Genomic DNA, 14,761 nt, shown 5'->3' with positions numbered 1-14,761 from the left:
AAGACCGCCTAGCACCGTTGCGAAGTTGCGTTCACAGCGCCGACACATGGGCGGCGCCGCAGCAACCGGTGTGCTGTCCGGCGGCCGGAGCCGACCCGACATGGGCTGCCGGTAGCCCCCCGAAGGGTCGATACGAATCCGCGTGCCCGGCCCTGCCGATAGCCGGAACGCGAGCCGGTGCGGAGTCGGTACGCGGCGAGCGCCTCGGGCAAATATCCGATGTGATGGCCCTCGTGACACGCCGCCGGGCGAACTTCGCGCTCGCGGGGGCTGACCAGTGCGGTCCCAGCCATGCTGCTCGTATCCGGCCGCTGGTCGGCGGGCCGGCGTTTCGCCATCTCGGGTCCGTCGTTCGTGGCGGCGGCCCCGCGTCCTATGCTGAAGGTGCAGCTGGTTCACCGCAGCACGACGAGATGGAGCCCCGACGTCGCGCGACGGAGTCGAGCCCGCCCGTGCGACGTCACGGCGGGCGAGAGGGAACCCGGTGGGAATCCGGGACTGTCCCGCAGCGGTATGCAGGAACGACCGCCGTCACCAGGCACTGGGTCTCACCGAGCTCAAAGGCTCCGCGCGACCCGGGAAGCGACGGCCAGTAGGTCGGCCATCGGGAGCACTCCGGCGTACGCCGGCCCGCACGGCCGGTGCCCGCGAGTCCGAAGACCTGCCAGTCGTGCCGGGTACGCCGTACCCGGCGGCCACCGCCTCGTGGATTGGGCGTGCGGATCACCAGCTGACGTGTCGGGCTCCTGGCCGGGATTTCACCGGCATGTCATAAGGTTTTCCGCCTGCCCGTATGGCGATGGCTTTCGTCCACAGCAATGGAGAAACATCGTGACTGTTGCACAGCAGAAGCCGTTCACCGCGACGGTTCTCGGGCTTCCGCGAGTAGGGCCCCGGCGTGAACTGAAGCGGGCCACCGAAGCCTATTGGGCAGGCGAGATCGACGCAGGCCGGTTGCACGCCGTGGCGTGCGACCTGCGGCGGGCCCAGCTCACCGATTTGCGAGCCGCGGGCCTGGACTCGATTCCGGTCGGCACCTTTTCCTACTACGACCAGATGCTCGACACCGCCGAACTGCTGGGCGCTCTGCCGCCCCGGGTCGCCGGGATCGCCGACCCGCTGGATCGGTATTTCGCCGCCGCGCGCGGCAACGAGACGGTGGAGCCCTTGGAGATGACCAAGTGGTTCGACACCAACTACCACTACCTGGTGCCGGAAATCGGCCCCGAGACCGCGTTCTCGCTGCACCCGGAGAAGCTGCTGGCGCAATTGCGGGAGGCGGTCGAGCTGGGCGTGCCCGCGCGGCCGGTGGTGATCGGCCCGATCACCTTCCTGAAGCTGGCCAAGGCGACCGGCGGCTCGGCCCTGGCCCGGCTGATCGAACTGCTGCCGCTGTATCGGGAACTGCTGCGCAGGCTCGCCGTCGCCGGTGCCCAGTGGGTGCAGATCGACGAGCCGGTGCTGGTCACCGACCTCACGGCGGAGGAGATCGGCCTGGTGCAGGTCACCTACGGGGAACTCGCCGACGCCGCCGAGCGCCCGGCGATCCTCGTCGCGACCTACTTCGGGCAGCCGGACGCCACGCTGCCTGCGCTGGCGAGCACCGGTATAGAAGGAGTGGCCCTCGACTTCACCACCGGCGCCGATGTCGCCGCGGTGGCCGACGCGTCCGCGCTGACCGGGAAGCTGGTCGTCGCGGGGGTCGTGGACGGTCGCAACGTCTGGCGCACCGATCTCGACCACGCCTTGGCCACCCTCGGTGCGTTGCGGGGATCCGCTGCGCAGGTGGCGGTTTCGAGTTCGTGCTCGCTGCTGCACGTGCCCTACACGCTGGCCGCGGAGACGGGGTTGGACGAGCGACTGCGGTCCTGGCTGGCGTTCGGCGCGGAGAAGGTGACCGAGGTCCGCCTGCTCGCGACCGCGCTGAGCGAAGGTGCGGAAGCGATCGACGCCGAGTTGGCCACGGTGCGTGCGGCGCTGGCGGCGCGCAGGTCGGATCCGCGGTTGAACGATCCCCGGGTCCGGGCCGCGCTGGCAGCGCTCGGGCCCGACGCCGTCCGCCGCGCACCCGCCGAACAACGCCGGGAACTGCAGCGGGACCGTTTGCGACTGCCCACGCTGCCGACCACGACGATCGGTTCCTACCCGCAGACCTCGGCCATCCGGCTTGCGCGCGCCGCGCTGCGCAAGGGCGAGATCGACCAGGCGGAGTACGTCCGCCGGATGCGCGCCGAGATCGCTGAGGTCATCGCGCTACAGGAGCGTTTGGGGCTGGACGTGCTGGTGCACGGCGAGCCGGAGCGCAACGACATGGTGCAGTACTTCGCCGAGCAGCTCGACGGGTTCGCGGCGACCGAACAGGGATGGGTGCAGTCCTACGGGACCCGCTGCGTGCGGCCGCCGATCCTGTTCGGTGACGTCGCACGGCGGGAGCCGATGACCGTCGAGTGGATCGCGTACGCGCAGTCGCTCACCGACAAGCCCGTGAAAGGCATGCTGACCGGGCCGGTCACCATCCTGGCGTGGTCGTTCGTGCGCGACGACCAGCCGTTGGCCGAGTCCGCCCGCCAGGTGGCGCTGGCGATCCGCGACGAGACCGTGGACCTCGAATCGGCGGGCATCCGGATCATCCAGGTCGACGAGCCGGCCCTGCGGGAACTGCTGCCACTGCGCGCGGCCGACCAGCCCGGGTACCTGGAGTGGTCGGTGCAATCGTTCCGGATCGCGACCTCAGGAGTGTCCGATGCGACGCAGATCCACACGCACCTGTGCTACTCGGAATTCGGCGAGGTGATCGATGCGATCGCCGGGCTGGACGCCGACGTCACGTCGATCGAGGCGGCGCGCTCTCGCATGGAGGTGCTCGACGACTTGAACGCGGCGGGATTCGACCTCGGCGTCGGCCCCGGCGTGTACGACATCCACTCTCCGCGGGTGCCCAGCGTGGACGAGATCACCACCTCGCTGCACGCGGCACTGAAAGCTGTTCCGGCCGAAAGGCTGTGGGTGAATCCGGACTGCGGGCTGAAGACCAGGGGACGCGCCGAGGTGGAAGCCTCACTGCGCAACATGGTCGCCGCGGCGGCCGCAGTCCGGTAACCCCTTCTCACCCATCGGCGTTCGGTGCCCCCTTCGCCACCCGAAGGGGGCACCGAACCGTCAAGAGCCGCAGTCCGTTTCCGGCTCCGGCCGCGGTGGTTGCCGACGGCGCAGCGTGTACCGATCGCACGGTTCTTCCCGCCGCGTCACCGGCAATTCCCGCGCCCGCGCCCGCATCCCCCGCCGCCACGCCGTATGACACCCGGAACAACGCTCCATCGGCTACCCCTCCTCGCATGTCGACCACCGGACAATCGTTCCCCTCTTACCTACTTCGACGTGCCCGCCCCCCGATTCGGTTCCATACGATCCGGAAATCCATCCCCACCCTCGCTGCCGGTCGAACTCGGTCACCCACGGCCGATTCGAGAACGACCCGCTCGACCGAGTCCCGCTCTACAGCCCGAAGGCCCGGTTGATGGCGGCCATGTCGAAGTAGTCCCGCCACGTGGTGATTTCGCCGTCGGCGACCTCGAAGAAGCCCATGACCGGGAGCGGGGTCTCGCGGCCCGCGGAGCGGAGGGTATCGGTGCGCTCGTTCATCACCACGTTGCCGGAGGCGATCTGGTGATGGATGTCGAAGTCGATGGCCTCGAAGGTGCTCAGGAAGCCCGCGATGAAGTCGCGGATGGCGGTGCGGCCGACGATGGGTTCCATCGGGATGTTGTGGTAGACGGCGTCCTCGGCGAAATACGCGCTGATCCGATCCGGATCGGGGTCGGACCAGCTCCGGCACATCGCACGCACGAGTTCGTCGGGATCGGGCATTCGTTCTGCTCACTTTCCTGCTGATGGAAGGCGGGTGCCGGACCCCTCGATTCAACCAAGCAATCGCTCGGTAGGGAAGGGGATCGATGGGCATTTTCATCCCCCCACCCACAATGCGGCGGCAAACCTCTCTTCGCACGCTACGCAGATCGAAGACATTGCTGGACACCTCGCAAAAGCATATTCCTGCGGGTAAGAACGCGCGTTCTTGCGATGATTGCGAATCATCGCAGCTACCATCGTGCACGTGCGCAAGATGTATGCGGGCGCCCGGCTTCGGCGATTGCGTGAAGAACGGAGGATGACTCAGGCGGCTCTGGCGAAATCGCTGGACCTGTCGCCGAGTTATCTCAATCAGCTCGAGCGCGACCAGCGCCCACTCACCATTCCCGTACTGCTGAAACTCAACTCCACCTTCGATCTCGACGTCCAGTTCTTCGCCGCCGATTCCGACGCGCGTCTCGTGTCGGACCTGCACGAGGTGCTCATCGACGCCGCGGGCGGCCACACCGCGCCGCTGACCGAGGTGGAGGAACTGGCAACCCGCCAGCCGGAGGTCGCCAGGATCGTCGTCGCGATGCATCGCCGACTACGCGCCGCCACCGATCAGCTCGACCTGCTCTCCGCGCGGGTGTCCGCGCCCGCGGGCGCGCCCGGCGTGCCCATGCCCTACGAGGACGTGCGCGACTTCTTCTACGACCATCACAACCACATCGCGCAGCTCGACATCGCCGCCGAGCAGCTGTTCGAGAACTCGGGGCTCACCATCGGCTCGCTCGATCGCCAGCTCGCCCGCGTCGCCGAGGAACGCGCCGGAGTCACCGTTCTGGTACGCGGCGACGGCGCCGACCCCACGGTTCCCAAACGCCACTACGACCCGGAGACCCGGACGCTCACGCTGGCTCGCCGGTTGCGGCCCGGCCAGCGTGCCTTCCAGATCGCCACCACGCTCGGCCTTCTGCTGTACGGAGCCGAGCTGGACGCCGTCTTGGCCGAGAGCCCGGCGCTCAACGGCGAATCCCGCACACTGGCGCGGATCGGGCTGGCCAATTACTTCGCGGGCGCGCTGGTGCTGCCGTACGGCCGATTCCTGCGCTCGGCCGAGGAACTGCACTACGACATCGATCTGCTCGGTCTGCGGTTCGAGGTCGGCTTCGAGACCATCTGCCATCGGCTCAGCACCCTGCAACGGCAGGGCCAGCGTGGCGTCCCGTTCTTCTTCGTGCGCACCGACCGGGCGGGCAACATCTCCAAACGGCAGTCCGCCACCGCGTTCCATTTCTCCCGGGTGGGCGGCAGTTGCCCGCTGTGGGTGGTGCACGAGGCCTTCTCCAACCCCGGCCGCATCCTGACCCAGGTGGCCGAGATGCCCGACGGCCGCCGCTATCTGTGGGTCGCGCGCACCGCGGCGATCGCCCCGCACGGGTTCGGCACCGCGGCGAAGAATTTCGCGATCGGCCTCGGCTGCGATGTCGAATACGCCGACCGCCTGGTGTATTCGGCCGGGTTGCAGCTCGACGACCCGGCGGCCTCGGTGCCGATCGGCGCGGGCTGCAAAGTGTGCGAGCGCCCCGCGTGCCCGCAGCGCGCCTTCCCGCACATCGGCAGTCCGTTGGCGGTCGCCGAGCACACCAGCACCGACCTGCCCTACCCGCGGCTGGGGCGCTGACCTCGGCGGGCCCGGGACATCAGGACTTGGCCAGGTACTCCAGCCGCTCGGAATCGACGGCCGCGTGCATCATTCCCGCCAGGCCCGGATGCTTGCGCAGGCCCGGGTCGGACGCCACCACGGCGCGGGCGAATTCCTGGGCGGCGGTGATGACCTCGAGATCGTCCAGCAGCGACAGCAGGCGCAACGAGCGGGCCGTGCCGGACTGGGCGGCGCCGAGTACGTCGCCCTCGCGGCGGGTACGCAAGTCGAGCACCGCGAGTTCGAAGCCGTCGGTGGTGGCGGCGACCGCGTCCAGCCGCGCCATCGCCGACCCGCCCGGCGCGGCATCGGTGATCAGCAGACACAACCCGGGGTGCCGGCCCCGGCCGATCCGGCCGCGCAGCTGATGCAACTGACTGACGCCGAACCGGTCGGCGTCGACGATGACCATCACCGTCGCGTTGGGCACGTCCACGCCGACCTCGACCACGGTGGTGCACACCAGCACGTCCACCGATCCGTCGTTGAACGCGCGCATCACCTGGTCTTTTTCGTCCGCGGGCAGCCTGCCGTGCAACAGGCCGACCCGCACGCCGGCCAGCGGGCCGCCGCGCAGCATCTCGAATACGTCGAGCGCGGCCTGGGTGGTCGGGCCCTCCTTCTCGCCGTCGCCGGACTTCGAGCGCCCGGTGCGGGACTTGCCCGCCGTCTCCTCGTCGTCGCCGATGCGCGAACACACCACGTACGCCTGACGTCCGGCGGCGACCTCCTCCACGATCCGCTCCCACGCGCGATCCACCCAGTTCGGATGCTGCCTGCGCGGCACCACCTTGGAGACGATCGGCGAGCGCCCTTTCGGCAGTTCGGTCAGCGTGGAGGTCTCCAGATCGCCGAGCGTGGTCATGGCGATTGTGCGCGGGATCGGCGTCGCGGTCATCACCAGCAGATGCGGGCTGACACCGGTTTCGGCCTTGGCGCGCAGTGCGTCTCGCTGCTCCACGCCGAAACGATGCTGCTCGTCGACCACCACCATGCCGAGATCGAAGAACTCGACGTTGTCCTGGATCAGCGCGTGCGTGCCGATCACGATGCCCGCCTCGCCGGTCACCGCTTCCAGCAGCGCGGCCTTCTTGGCCGCGGCCGACATCGACCCGGTCACCAGCACCACGCGGGTGGCGTGGTCGGACGCGCCCAGTTCGCCCGCGGCCCCCAGCTCACCGAGCATGCCGCGCAGCGACCGATAGTGCTGCGCGGCGAGCACCTCCGTCGGGGCGAGCAACGCGCACTGCAATCCCGCGTCCACCACCTGCAACATGGCGTGCAGGGCGACGATCGTCTTGCCGGAGCCCACCTCGCCTTGCAGCAACCGGTGCATCGGCTGCTCGCGGGCCAGGTCGGCGGAGATCTCCGCCACGACCTGCCGCTGCCCCGCGGTGAGCTCGAAGGGCAGCCGCTGGTCGAACGCGGCGGCGATGCCGTCGGTGCGCGGCGCGCAGGCGCGCGCCCGGCGGCCGGACACCTCGTGCCTGCGCTCGGCCAGCACCAATTGCAGGGCCAGCGCCTCGTCGAAGCGCAGCCGATCCTTGGCCTGATCGATATCGGACTTGCGGTCGGGCAGGTGGATCAGGCGCAGCGCGTCGGACAGGTTCGGCAGCGCCCGTTCGGCGCGCACGTCCTCCGGCAGCGGATCATCGAGCGGATCGAGCTGGTCGAGCACCTGCCGCACACAGGCGAGCACATCCCAGCTCTGCACCTTGGCGGTCGCCGGGTAGACCGGGATGAACTCGCGCTCCATGAACGACGTGTCCACTCCTCCCGCGCCCGCGGCGCTCTGCGCCAGACCCCGCAGGTCTCCGCCGCCGCGTACCTTCGTCAGCGCGCCGACCGAATCGTCGTCGCCCTCGGCCTCCGGCAGGATCAGGTAGCCGGGATGACTGAGGTTCCACTGGCCGGGGCGCCAGTAGTTCACCGTGCCCGACATCATCGCGCGCAGACCTTCGCGGACCACGTATTTCACCTTGTCGCCGTTGAAGAAGGTGACGTCGACGCCGCGCCCGGAACCGGTGTCGAGAACCACCTTCAGCAACGATCCGCGGCGGTTGCGCATCGGCCGCAGTTCGGCCTTGGTGATCCGCCCGATGACGGTGATGTGCGAACCGTCCTCGGGCGCCTCCTCGGTGAGCGGCTGACCCTGCGTGGCGTACCGCAGGGGGTAGTGCCGCAGCAGATCCTCGACGGTCCGCATGTCGAACGCGTCCGCCAGCGAGTCCGCCGCCTTCGCGCCGAGGATGTGGTCGAGCCGATCGCTCAGTGCCGCCATGCGCTACTCCACTCCGATCTGCACCGAATCGCCTTGCTGCCCACCGGAATACACGATCACCTCGACCCCGGGAAAGTTCTGTGCGATATGAGCGGCGAGTTCGTCGCCGAGACCGTCCGGCGCCGCCGCTCCCATCAGCAGGGTGACCAGCTCGCCGCCGAAGGCGAGCAGCCGGTCCAGCAGCGTCCGCCCCGCCGCGCGCACGTCGGGCTCGATCACGACGACATCGTGCCCGGCCAATCCGAGACCGTCGCCCGGCTCGCAGGTGCCGACCATGGTGAGCGCGCGCTCGGTCGCCGGGCGCAGCGAGCCCCACCGCGTCGTGGCGGCCGCTTCCGACATGGCGAAGGCGTCGTCCACCGCGAACCGTCCTCGGTCGTGCACGGCCACGGCGGCCAGACCCTGCACCATCGACGCGCTCGGCAGCAGCAGCACGTCCCGATGGGCGTCACGCGCGGCGACGCCGACCGCGACCAGTTCGTGGGCGGGCAGGGCGCCGTTGGGCAGCACCAGTACCTCGCGGTTCGGCATCCGCCGGATCGCGGTCAGCAGCGTCGTCGCGGTGACCTGCTCGTCGCCCGCCAGCACCACGGCGCCCGCGTCCTCGAACAGCGTCGCGGCGCCGGCGCCCGCGACCACCGCCAGAATCCCCCGATCGGCCGGAAGATCGGGTGTCACCCCCGCGCTCGAGCCGAGCCCACCGGCCACCACCTGGGTCGAATCGGCGGCCGGTGCGGACGCCGCGCTGCCCCAGGTCCGGACGGGCCGGACCCGCGAGTCGCGGATACTCTCACCGGCGGAGGGATTCGCCGCGTCCGCGCGGTCGCCGGACCCGGCCGGGGCGTCTTGGTGCGGCGTCCGGACGACATTCTCGATGCGGATCCGGCTGAGTTCGCCCGCCGCGATGCCCGCCTCCACCGCCGCTCCGGCGTCGGCGCAGTGCACATGCGCCGACCAGGTCCCGCCGCCGTCGCCGACCACCACGACCGAGTCGCCGAGTTCGCCGAGCCGGGCGCGCAGCGCGGCCACCTTCCGCTCGTCGGAGCCTGCCAGCAGGTACATCACCTCGTACTGCGGCTCGGCGTCGTCCGCGCGCGCCGATCGCGCCGCCGCGGGCCGTGGGTACTCCGGTCGCGCGGGCGCCTCACCCCGGGTCACGGTGACCAAGCTGTCCAGCAGCACGACCAAGCCGCGAGCTCCCGCGTCGACGACGCCGGCCCGACGCAGCACACCCAATTGGAACGGTGTGTCGCCGAGCGCCTTGGCCGCGCCGTCGGCCGCCGCAAGAGCCACGTTCGCCAGCTCCTGGTCCGGGCATTGCGCGGCCGCCGCGGCCGCGCGGTCCAGCACGGTGAGAATGGTCCCTTCGATCGGCACGCTCAGCGCTTCGCGGACCAGTTCGGAGGCCCTCGCCAGCGCGGCGCGCAGGCTGTCGGCCGTGAACGGGCCACCGTCCACCGCATCCGCGACGCCGCGCAGCACCTGGGACAAGATGATCCCCGAGTTGCCCCTGGCGCCGACCGTCGCCCCGTGCGCCATCGCGACGGCGACGGCGCGGGCCGCGCTTCCGTCCGCGTTCGCCGCCGCCTCCCCCGCCTGCACCGCGGCGCGCATGGTGGCCAGCAGATTCGTTCCGGTATCCGCGTCCGGGACAGGAAAGACATTGAGTGCGTTGATCTCCTCGCGCCGGTGTTCCAGTCCGGCGAGACAGGTACGGCCCCAGCGCAGCAATGCCGTGCCGTCCACTACATCTCGCACTTCGGACCCCGTCACCTCACTCCTTTCCGCCACTTGCCCACCCTCGCCGCCCGCCAGGTTAGCGGGCGGTCCCGACAGGCGACCGGCAAGACCGCGCTCCTACACTGGGGATGCCCGGCAACGGATCCGGCACTCGTCCGTGAGGACCGGTTTGGTGGATCGGCGCCTGCACAGCTACCCTTGCAGGGTTGCCTCGCGTGGCCGTCGCCGGTCCGCGCTGGTCGGCTCTCTGTCGGCAGGGCACACTCGACATTGCAACGAGGACGCGTCGCACCGCGAAGGCGGCGGTCCCCACCATTGACATGAAGGAGTTCGCGACTATGGCTGCCGTCTGCGACGTCTGCGCCAAGGGCCCCGGCTTCGGGAAGTCGGTCTCGCACTCGCACCGGCGCACCAACCGTCGTTGGAACCCGAACATTCAGACCGTGCGCGCACAGGTCGCTCCGGGCAACACCCGCCGCATGAACGTGTGCACCTCCTGCCTGAAGGCGGGCAAGGTCGTCCGCGGCTGATCCGCTTCCCGGCTGACCAATACCGTCGGCACACGCCCCGGCACCCGTATCAGGTGGTCCGGGGCGTTGTCGTGACTGCGGTGTGGCGACGAGCGTGGCAGCGGTGACCGAGCATCCGTGGCGGGTCCAGCCGCTGGCCGCCGAATACGTCTACAGCCTGGCCGAATGCCACATCGCCTGTTGGCGCGAGGCGTATCAGGGGCTGGTGCCCGCGCACGTGCTCGACGCGTTCGACATCGAGCGCCGGGCCGAGCTGTGGGAGCGCGACCGGGTGCGCTATCCGGGCCGCACACACGTCGCGGTCGTCGAGGACCTGGTCATCGGATTCTCCAGCGCCGGCCCGTCCGGCGACGCGGACGCGGTGACCCCGCTCGAGCTGCACGCCCTCTATGCGCGCGCCCGCTGGCACGGCAGCGGAGTCGCCGACGACCTGATCCGCGCCGCCCTCGATCCGGCCGCGCCGTGCTCACTGTGGGTGTTCGAGCGGAATGCGCGGGCCCAGGCGTTCTACCGCAAGCACGGTTTCGTGCCCGACGGCACGCGCAAAGTCGAGTCGTTCACCGCCGCGATGGAAGTGCGCATGGTGCGCACCCCATCTCCGCGTCAGCCACCCCCGAACGTGTCCTGCCGTGCCCGTTAAGGTGCAGATCATGACCTCCAGCGAGCAAGCCGGACACGTGACAACCGTCGACGGCGTTCTCCAGATCACCATCGCCACCTCCGCCAACGGCACGTCCATGGACTTCGCGGGCATCACCGCCGGCACCGCCGCACTGCACTCACTCGGTTCCGAGGTGGGCGCGGTGCTGCTGCGGGGCACCGGCGCCAACTTCTGCGCGGGCGGTGATGTGCGCGGCTTCGCCGCGGCGCGGGATCGCTCGGCGCACATCCACGGTCTGGCCACCGACCTGCACGAATTCGTCCGCGCGCTGGACGCGGTCACGGTCCCGGTGGTGGCGGCGGTCCAGGGGTGGGCGGCCGGGGCGGGTATGAGCCTGGTCTGCATGGCCGACATAGCCCTCGGCGGACCCGGCACCAAGCTGCGCCCGGCTTATCCGGGCATCGGCCTGAGCCCCGACGGCGGCATGTCCTGGACGCTGCCGCGTGTCGTCGGGCGGGCGCGCGCCCGCGAGATCCTGCTCACCGACGCCGTCCTGGACGCCGACGAGGCGGTGCGCCTCGGCGTGCTGAGCAGGCTGGTCCCCGACGGCGAGATCGCCGAGGAGGCACAGCGCCTCGCGCGCACCATCGCCGCCGGACCGCGTTCCACCCACGCGAGCATCAAAACGCTGCTGCGGCAGTCGGATACCGCGACCCTGAGCGAGCAGCTCGACAGCGAGCGCGATGGAATCGCCGCGGCCGCGAGTTCTGCCGCCGGCCGCGAGGGCGTCGACGCCTTCGTCGCCAAGCGCAAGCCCGACTACGCCGGACTGGCCTGATCGGTCGTCACCCGAGAGTCGAAAGGACGAATTTCGCCACCGCGTCGGTGAACGAGTCGTTGTCGTCACCGGCCGCGGTGTGCGCGGCGCCGCCGATCTCCACGAGCTGGGCGTGCGGCACCAGCCGCTGGAATGCCTCGGCTCCTTCGGCGCTCACCACGTCCGAGCGCATGCCGCGGACCAGCAGCACCGGGATGCGCAGCGCCCGCGCCGCGTCCTCCATCGGCTCGATCATCGCGGACGGGTCCTCCGGCCGGTCGCCGAGCATCTCGGGATCCCAGTGCCAGTACCAGCGACCGTCGCGCTCGCGTAGGTTGCGCAGCAGGCCTTCGGCGCTCTTCGGCCGCGGGCGGTGCGGCAGGTACTCGGCGACCGCGTCGGCCGCTTGTTCGATGCTGTCGAAGCCATCGCGATGCTTGCCGAGGAACTCGATCACCCGGGCGACCCCTTCCGGCTCGGGCCGGGTCACGATATCGACGAGCACCAGGGCGCTGATCGCCGCTCCCCCGGGCCGCGCGGTGGTCAGCAGCCCGGTGATTCCGCCCATGCTGGCCCCGACGACCACCGCGGGGGCGCCCAGCTGTTCCAGCACCAGCAACAGGTCCTCGACCATGGTCTGGCGCCGGTAGTCGCGATCCGGCGCCCACTGGCTGTCGCCGTGGCCACGGGCGTCGACCGTGACGACCCGCATCCCCGAAGCGCCCAGCCGGGCGCCGGTCTTCTTCCACGAATGCCGGGTTTGCCCGCCACCGTGCAAGAAGACGACGAGCGGGCCGTCGACCGGGCCGAACTGATCGGCGGCCAGCTCGATTCCGCCCGAACCGCGCAGCCGGAGCCGGGACGGTTCGAGAAGATTGTTCGCATTACTCACGATCTGTAGGATCGCACAACGCTGTTCCGCGCCGGCGCGAACCCGGCGAATCGAGGGTTCAGCAGCCGAGATTGCCCACGAAGAACAGGCACGCGATCTTGGCGTTCACCGACGCGGACAGGGTGGAGGAGCCGCTGGAGGTGTATTCCTCGGCGACCGGAGCCGTCGTGGTCTCCGCGGCGGGCTCGAGCCGCAGGGGGGCCGCTCCCGCGACGGCCGCGCCGCTGGTCAAAGCGGCACAGAAGGCCAAGGTCGCGGTGGTGCCGCGCAGCGCGCCGCGAACGGTGGTGTTGTGCATGGAACAGCTCCTCACTCGTTAACTCTCGGTCGATCACACACAGACGCCCGATTCAGGGCAGGCGCCAGTCAACCGGTTCGGCACCCAGTTCGTCGAGTAGTTCGTTCACTCGCGAGAAGGGGCGGGAACCGAAGAACCCACGAGACGCCGACAGCGGCGACGGATGCGCGGACTCGATGTACGGGACCTCGGATTCGGCCAGCAGCGGCTTCAGCGTCGCCGCGTCGCGGCCCCACAGGATCGCCACCAACGGCTCGTCCCTGGCGACCAGGGAGCGGATCGCCTGATCGGTGACCTCCTCCCAGCCCTTGCCCCGGTGCGAAGCGGGCTTGCCCGGCGACACGGTGAGCACGCGGTTCAGCATCAGCACACCCTGGTCCGACCACGGGCTCAGATCGCCGCAGGAGGGCGTGGGGTGGCCGAGATCCTTGCTGTATTCGGCGAAGATATTGGCCAGGCTGCGCGGGATCGGCGAAACATCCGGCGCCACGGAGAAACTCAGCCCCATCGGGTGGCCGGGCGTCGGGTAGGGATCCTGGCCGACCACGAGCACGCGCACCGCGTCGAACGGACGCTGGAAGGCTCGCAGGACGTTCTCACCGGACGGTAGGTAGCCACGGCCCGCGGCGTTCTCGGCACGAAGGAATTCGCCCATGGCGGAAATCCGATCCGCCACCGGCTCGAGTGCCTTCGCCCATCCCGGATCCATGATTTCCGACAGTGGTTTCGCGCCCATGACCGCACAACTTAGCGTGGCTCGCCGTCGAACGGCGATTCCGCCCCACGGAACGATTCCCACCCACCGCGGCCCGTCTGCGCGACGCCGTCGACGGTAAGCCCGCGACCGGCCACAACTCGCCCGATCACGACCCATCCGGGTGGAAGCGCGCGGCCCGGCGCCCACGCGCCCGCGAAGGCATGGTCTTCGCCGCCGGTCAGGATCCATTGCGCCGCATCGGCGTCCAGCCGAGCGGCGACAGGCTCCAGCGCCGGGTCGCGCAGGGCGGCCGAATCCAGGTCGATGGCCACGCCCGAGGCCGATGCGATGTGCCCCAGATCCGCGAGCAACCCGTCGGACACGTCGGTCAGCGCGTGCAGCCCGAGGCCGGGCGCTCCCGGCGCTGGACCTCCGGACGCAGTGCGCGTTTCCGGTTCGGCACCGAGCGGCGCGGGCCGGGACGACAATGCTGTGTCTCGGGCGTCGAGCGAGACAGTCGCGGTATCTCGGGCGGCCACACCGGATGCGGTGCGAGCCGAAAACGGCTCAGCCGCATCGAGTTCCGATCCTTCGGGACAACCACCGCGCAGTGCGTCCAGGACGACGGCGTATGGCGGCTGCGGGACCCGATGCGCGGCAAGCGCTTCGGCGACCTCGGGGCCGGTCACCCCGGCGGTGAAGGCGGCCAGGCCCGCGGCCGACCAGCCGAGCCGGCCCGCCACCGCGACGACATCCCCCACGCGCGCACCCGCTCTGGTGATCGGCGCGCCGCCACCCGGATCGCCGAAGGCGGTGACGGAGACGACCAGTTCCCGGCTGCGGACCAGGTCTCCGCCCGCGATGGACGCCCCCGCCCTGGCCGCCTCGGCCCACATGCCGTCGGCGAGTCCGTCGACCACCTCGAGCGGGGTATCGGCGGGGCAGCCGAGCGCGACGACGAACGCAGTCGGCGTGGCGCCCATGGCGACCACGTCGGCGGCGTTCTGCGCGATCGCTTTGCGGCCCACGTCCTCGGGGCTGGACCAGTCCAGCCGGAAATGCCGGTCCTGCACGAGCATGTCGGTGGTCACCACGAACCGGCCGTCCGGAGCCGCGATCAGCGCCGCGTCGTCGCCGGGGCCGAGCAGCACGCCCGGCGCCTGCACCCGGCCCGCGTTGATGCGGTCGATCAGCGCGAACTCCCCCAGTTCACGCACTGTCCTCGGGGCCTTGCTGGCGCTGATGACCGATCCTCTCCGGCGCGGTGCTTGCTGGAACGAGCCCGACGGTACCCTTTCGGAGGCACTCGAGTACTTCCGGCCCGGTCCACCGCTGCGCGGCTGCCGAC

Annotated in this window: 12 protein-coding genes and 1 riboswitch; of the genes, 5 read left to right on the top strand and 7 right to left on the bottom strand. The window is 70.3% G+C overall.

Features of this window, described 5'->3' with window-relative positions; all coding sequences use genetic code 11:
- Positions 1-450 precede the first annotated feature (450 nt).
- Positions 451-683, top strand: a riboswitch (cobalamin riboswitch).
- Positions 684-828: 145 nt separating this feature from the next.
- Positions 829-3,099: a 5-methyltetrahydropteroyltriglutamate--homocysteine S-methyltransferase gene (gene metE, locus NA8_RS12945; RefSeq protein ID WP_157106678.1), complete on the top strand. Its 2,271-nt coding sequence runs from the start codon at positions 829-831 to the stop codon at positions 3,097-3,099.
- A gap of 396 nt (positions 3,100-3,495) precedes the next feature.
- Here the strand turns inward: metE and NA8_RS12940 are convergent, their stop codons facing one another.
- The gene (locus NA8_RS12940; protein WP_063050637.1) at positions 3,496-3,867 is read right to left on the bottom strand and encodes a nuclear transport factor 2 family protein; all 372 of its coding nucleotides are present in this window, start codon (positions 3,865-3,867) and stop codon (positions 3,496-3,498) included.
- A 247-nt stretch (positions 3,868-4,114) separates the two neighbouring features.
- Here NA8_RS12940 and NA8_RS12935 point away from each other — a divergent pair, with 247 nt between their 5' ends.
- Positions 4,115-5,536, top strand: a complete 1,422-nt coding sequence (locus tag NA8_RS12935; protein ID WP_063050749.1) for a short-chain fatty acyl-CoA regulator family protein — start codon at positions 4,115-4,117, stop codon at positions 5,534-5,536.
- Positions 5,537-5,555: 19 nt separating this feature from the next.
- On the opposite strand, the gene recG is transcribed toward NA8_RS12935, so the two are convergent.
- Together recG and NA8_RS12925 are read right to left on the bottom strand one after the other, a co-directional pair.
- Positions 5,556-7,838 carry an ATP-dependent DNA helicase RecG gene (gene recG, locus NA8_RS12930; RefSeq protein WP_063050636.1) on the bottom strand — a complete coding sequence of 761 codons (2,283 nt, stop codon included), beginning with the start codon at positions 7,836-7,838 and terminating at the stop codon, positions 5,556-5,558.
- A 3-nt stretch (positions 7,839-7,841) separates the two neighbouring features.
- Positions 7,842-9,611 carry a DAK2 domain-containing protein gene (locus NA8_RS12925; RefSeq protein ID WP_439957384.1) on the bottom strand — a complete coding sequence of 590 codons (1,770 nt, stop codon included), beginning with the start codon at positions 9,609-9,611 and terminating at the stop codon, positions 7,842-7,844.
- 305 nt (positions 9,612-9,916) lie between these two features.
- On the opposite strand from NA8_RS12925, the gene rpmB reads away from it, so the two are divergent.
- The 3 genes from rpmB (at position 9,917) to NA8_RS12910 (ending at position 11,547) form a co-directional block, all read left to right on the top strand.
- Positions 9,917-10,108, top strand: a complete 192-nt coding sequence (rpmB, locus tag NA8_RS12920) for a 50S ribosomal protein L28 (RefSeq protein ID WP_011210730.1) — start codon at positions 9,917-9,919, stop codon at positions 10,106-10,108.
- A 103-nt stretch (positions 10,109-10,211) separates the two neighbouring features.
- Positions 10,212-10,748 carry a GNAT family N-acetyltransferase gene (locus tag NA8_RS12915; RefSeq protein WP_063050748.1) on the top strand — a complete coding sequence of 179 codons (537 nt, stop codon included), beginning with the start codon at positions 10,212-10,214 and terminating at the stop codon, positions 10,746-10,748.
- A gap of 10 nt (positions 10,749-10,758) precedes the next feature.
- Positions 10,759-11,547 (top strand): enoyl-CoA hydratase-related protein, encoded by a 789-nt coding sequence (locus NA8_RS12910; protein WP_063050747.1) that lies wholly within the window; start codon positions 10,759-10,761, stop codon positions 11,545-11,547.
- Positions 11,548-11,554: 7 nt separating this feature from the next.
- Here the strand turns inward: NA8_RS12910 and NA8_RS12905 are convergent, their stop codons facing one another.
- The 4 genes from NA8_RS12905 to thiL are packed head-to-tail and all read right to left on the bottom strand — an operon-like array spanning position 11,555 to position 14,630.
- On the bottom strand, positions 11,555-12,418 hold the full coding sequence (locus tag NA8_RS12905) for an alpha/beta fold hydrolase (RefSeq protein ID WP_063050634.1): 864 nt from the start codon (positions 12,416-12,418) through the stop codon (positions 11,555-11,557).
- A gap of 58 nt (positions 12,419-12,476) precedes the next feature.
- On the bottom strand, positions 12,477-12,716 hold the full coding sequence (locus NA8_RS12900; RefSeq protein ID WP_040868399.1) for a hypothetical protein: 240 nt from the start codon (positions 12,714-12,716) through the stop codon (positions 12,477-12,479).
- A gap of 52 nt (positions 12,717-12,768) precedes the next feature.
- Positions 12,769-13,452, bottom strand: a complete 684-nt coding sequence (locus NA8_RS12895) for a uracil-DNA glycosylase (protein ID WP_063050633.1) — start codon at positions 13,450-13,452, stop codon at positions 12,769-12,771.
- An 11-nt stretch (positions 13,453-13,463) separates the two neighbouring features.
- Complete coding sequence (thiL, locus tag NA8_RS12890; RefSeq protein WP_063050632.1) at positions 13,464-14,630, bottom strand: thiamine-phosphate kinase; 1,167 nt, start codon at positions 14,628-14,630, stop codon at positions 13,464-13,466.
- Positions 14,631-14,761: the final 131 nt, after the last annotated feature.

The organism is Nocardia arthritidis NBRC 100137, assembly GCF_001612765.1.
Lineage (GTDB): Bacteria > Actinomycetota > Actinomycetes > Mycobacteriales > Mycobacteriaceae > Nocardia > Nocardia arthritidis.
The sequence above is the reverse complement of the archived record's forward strand: the minus strand, read 5'-3'. Positions and strand labels throughout refer to the sequence as shown.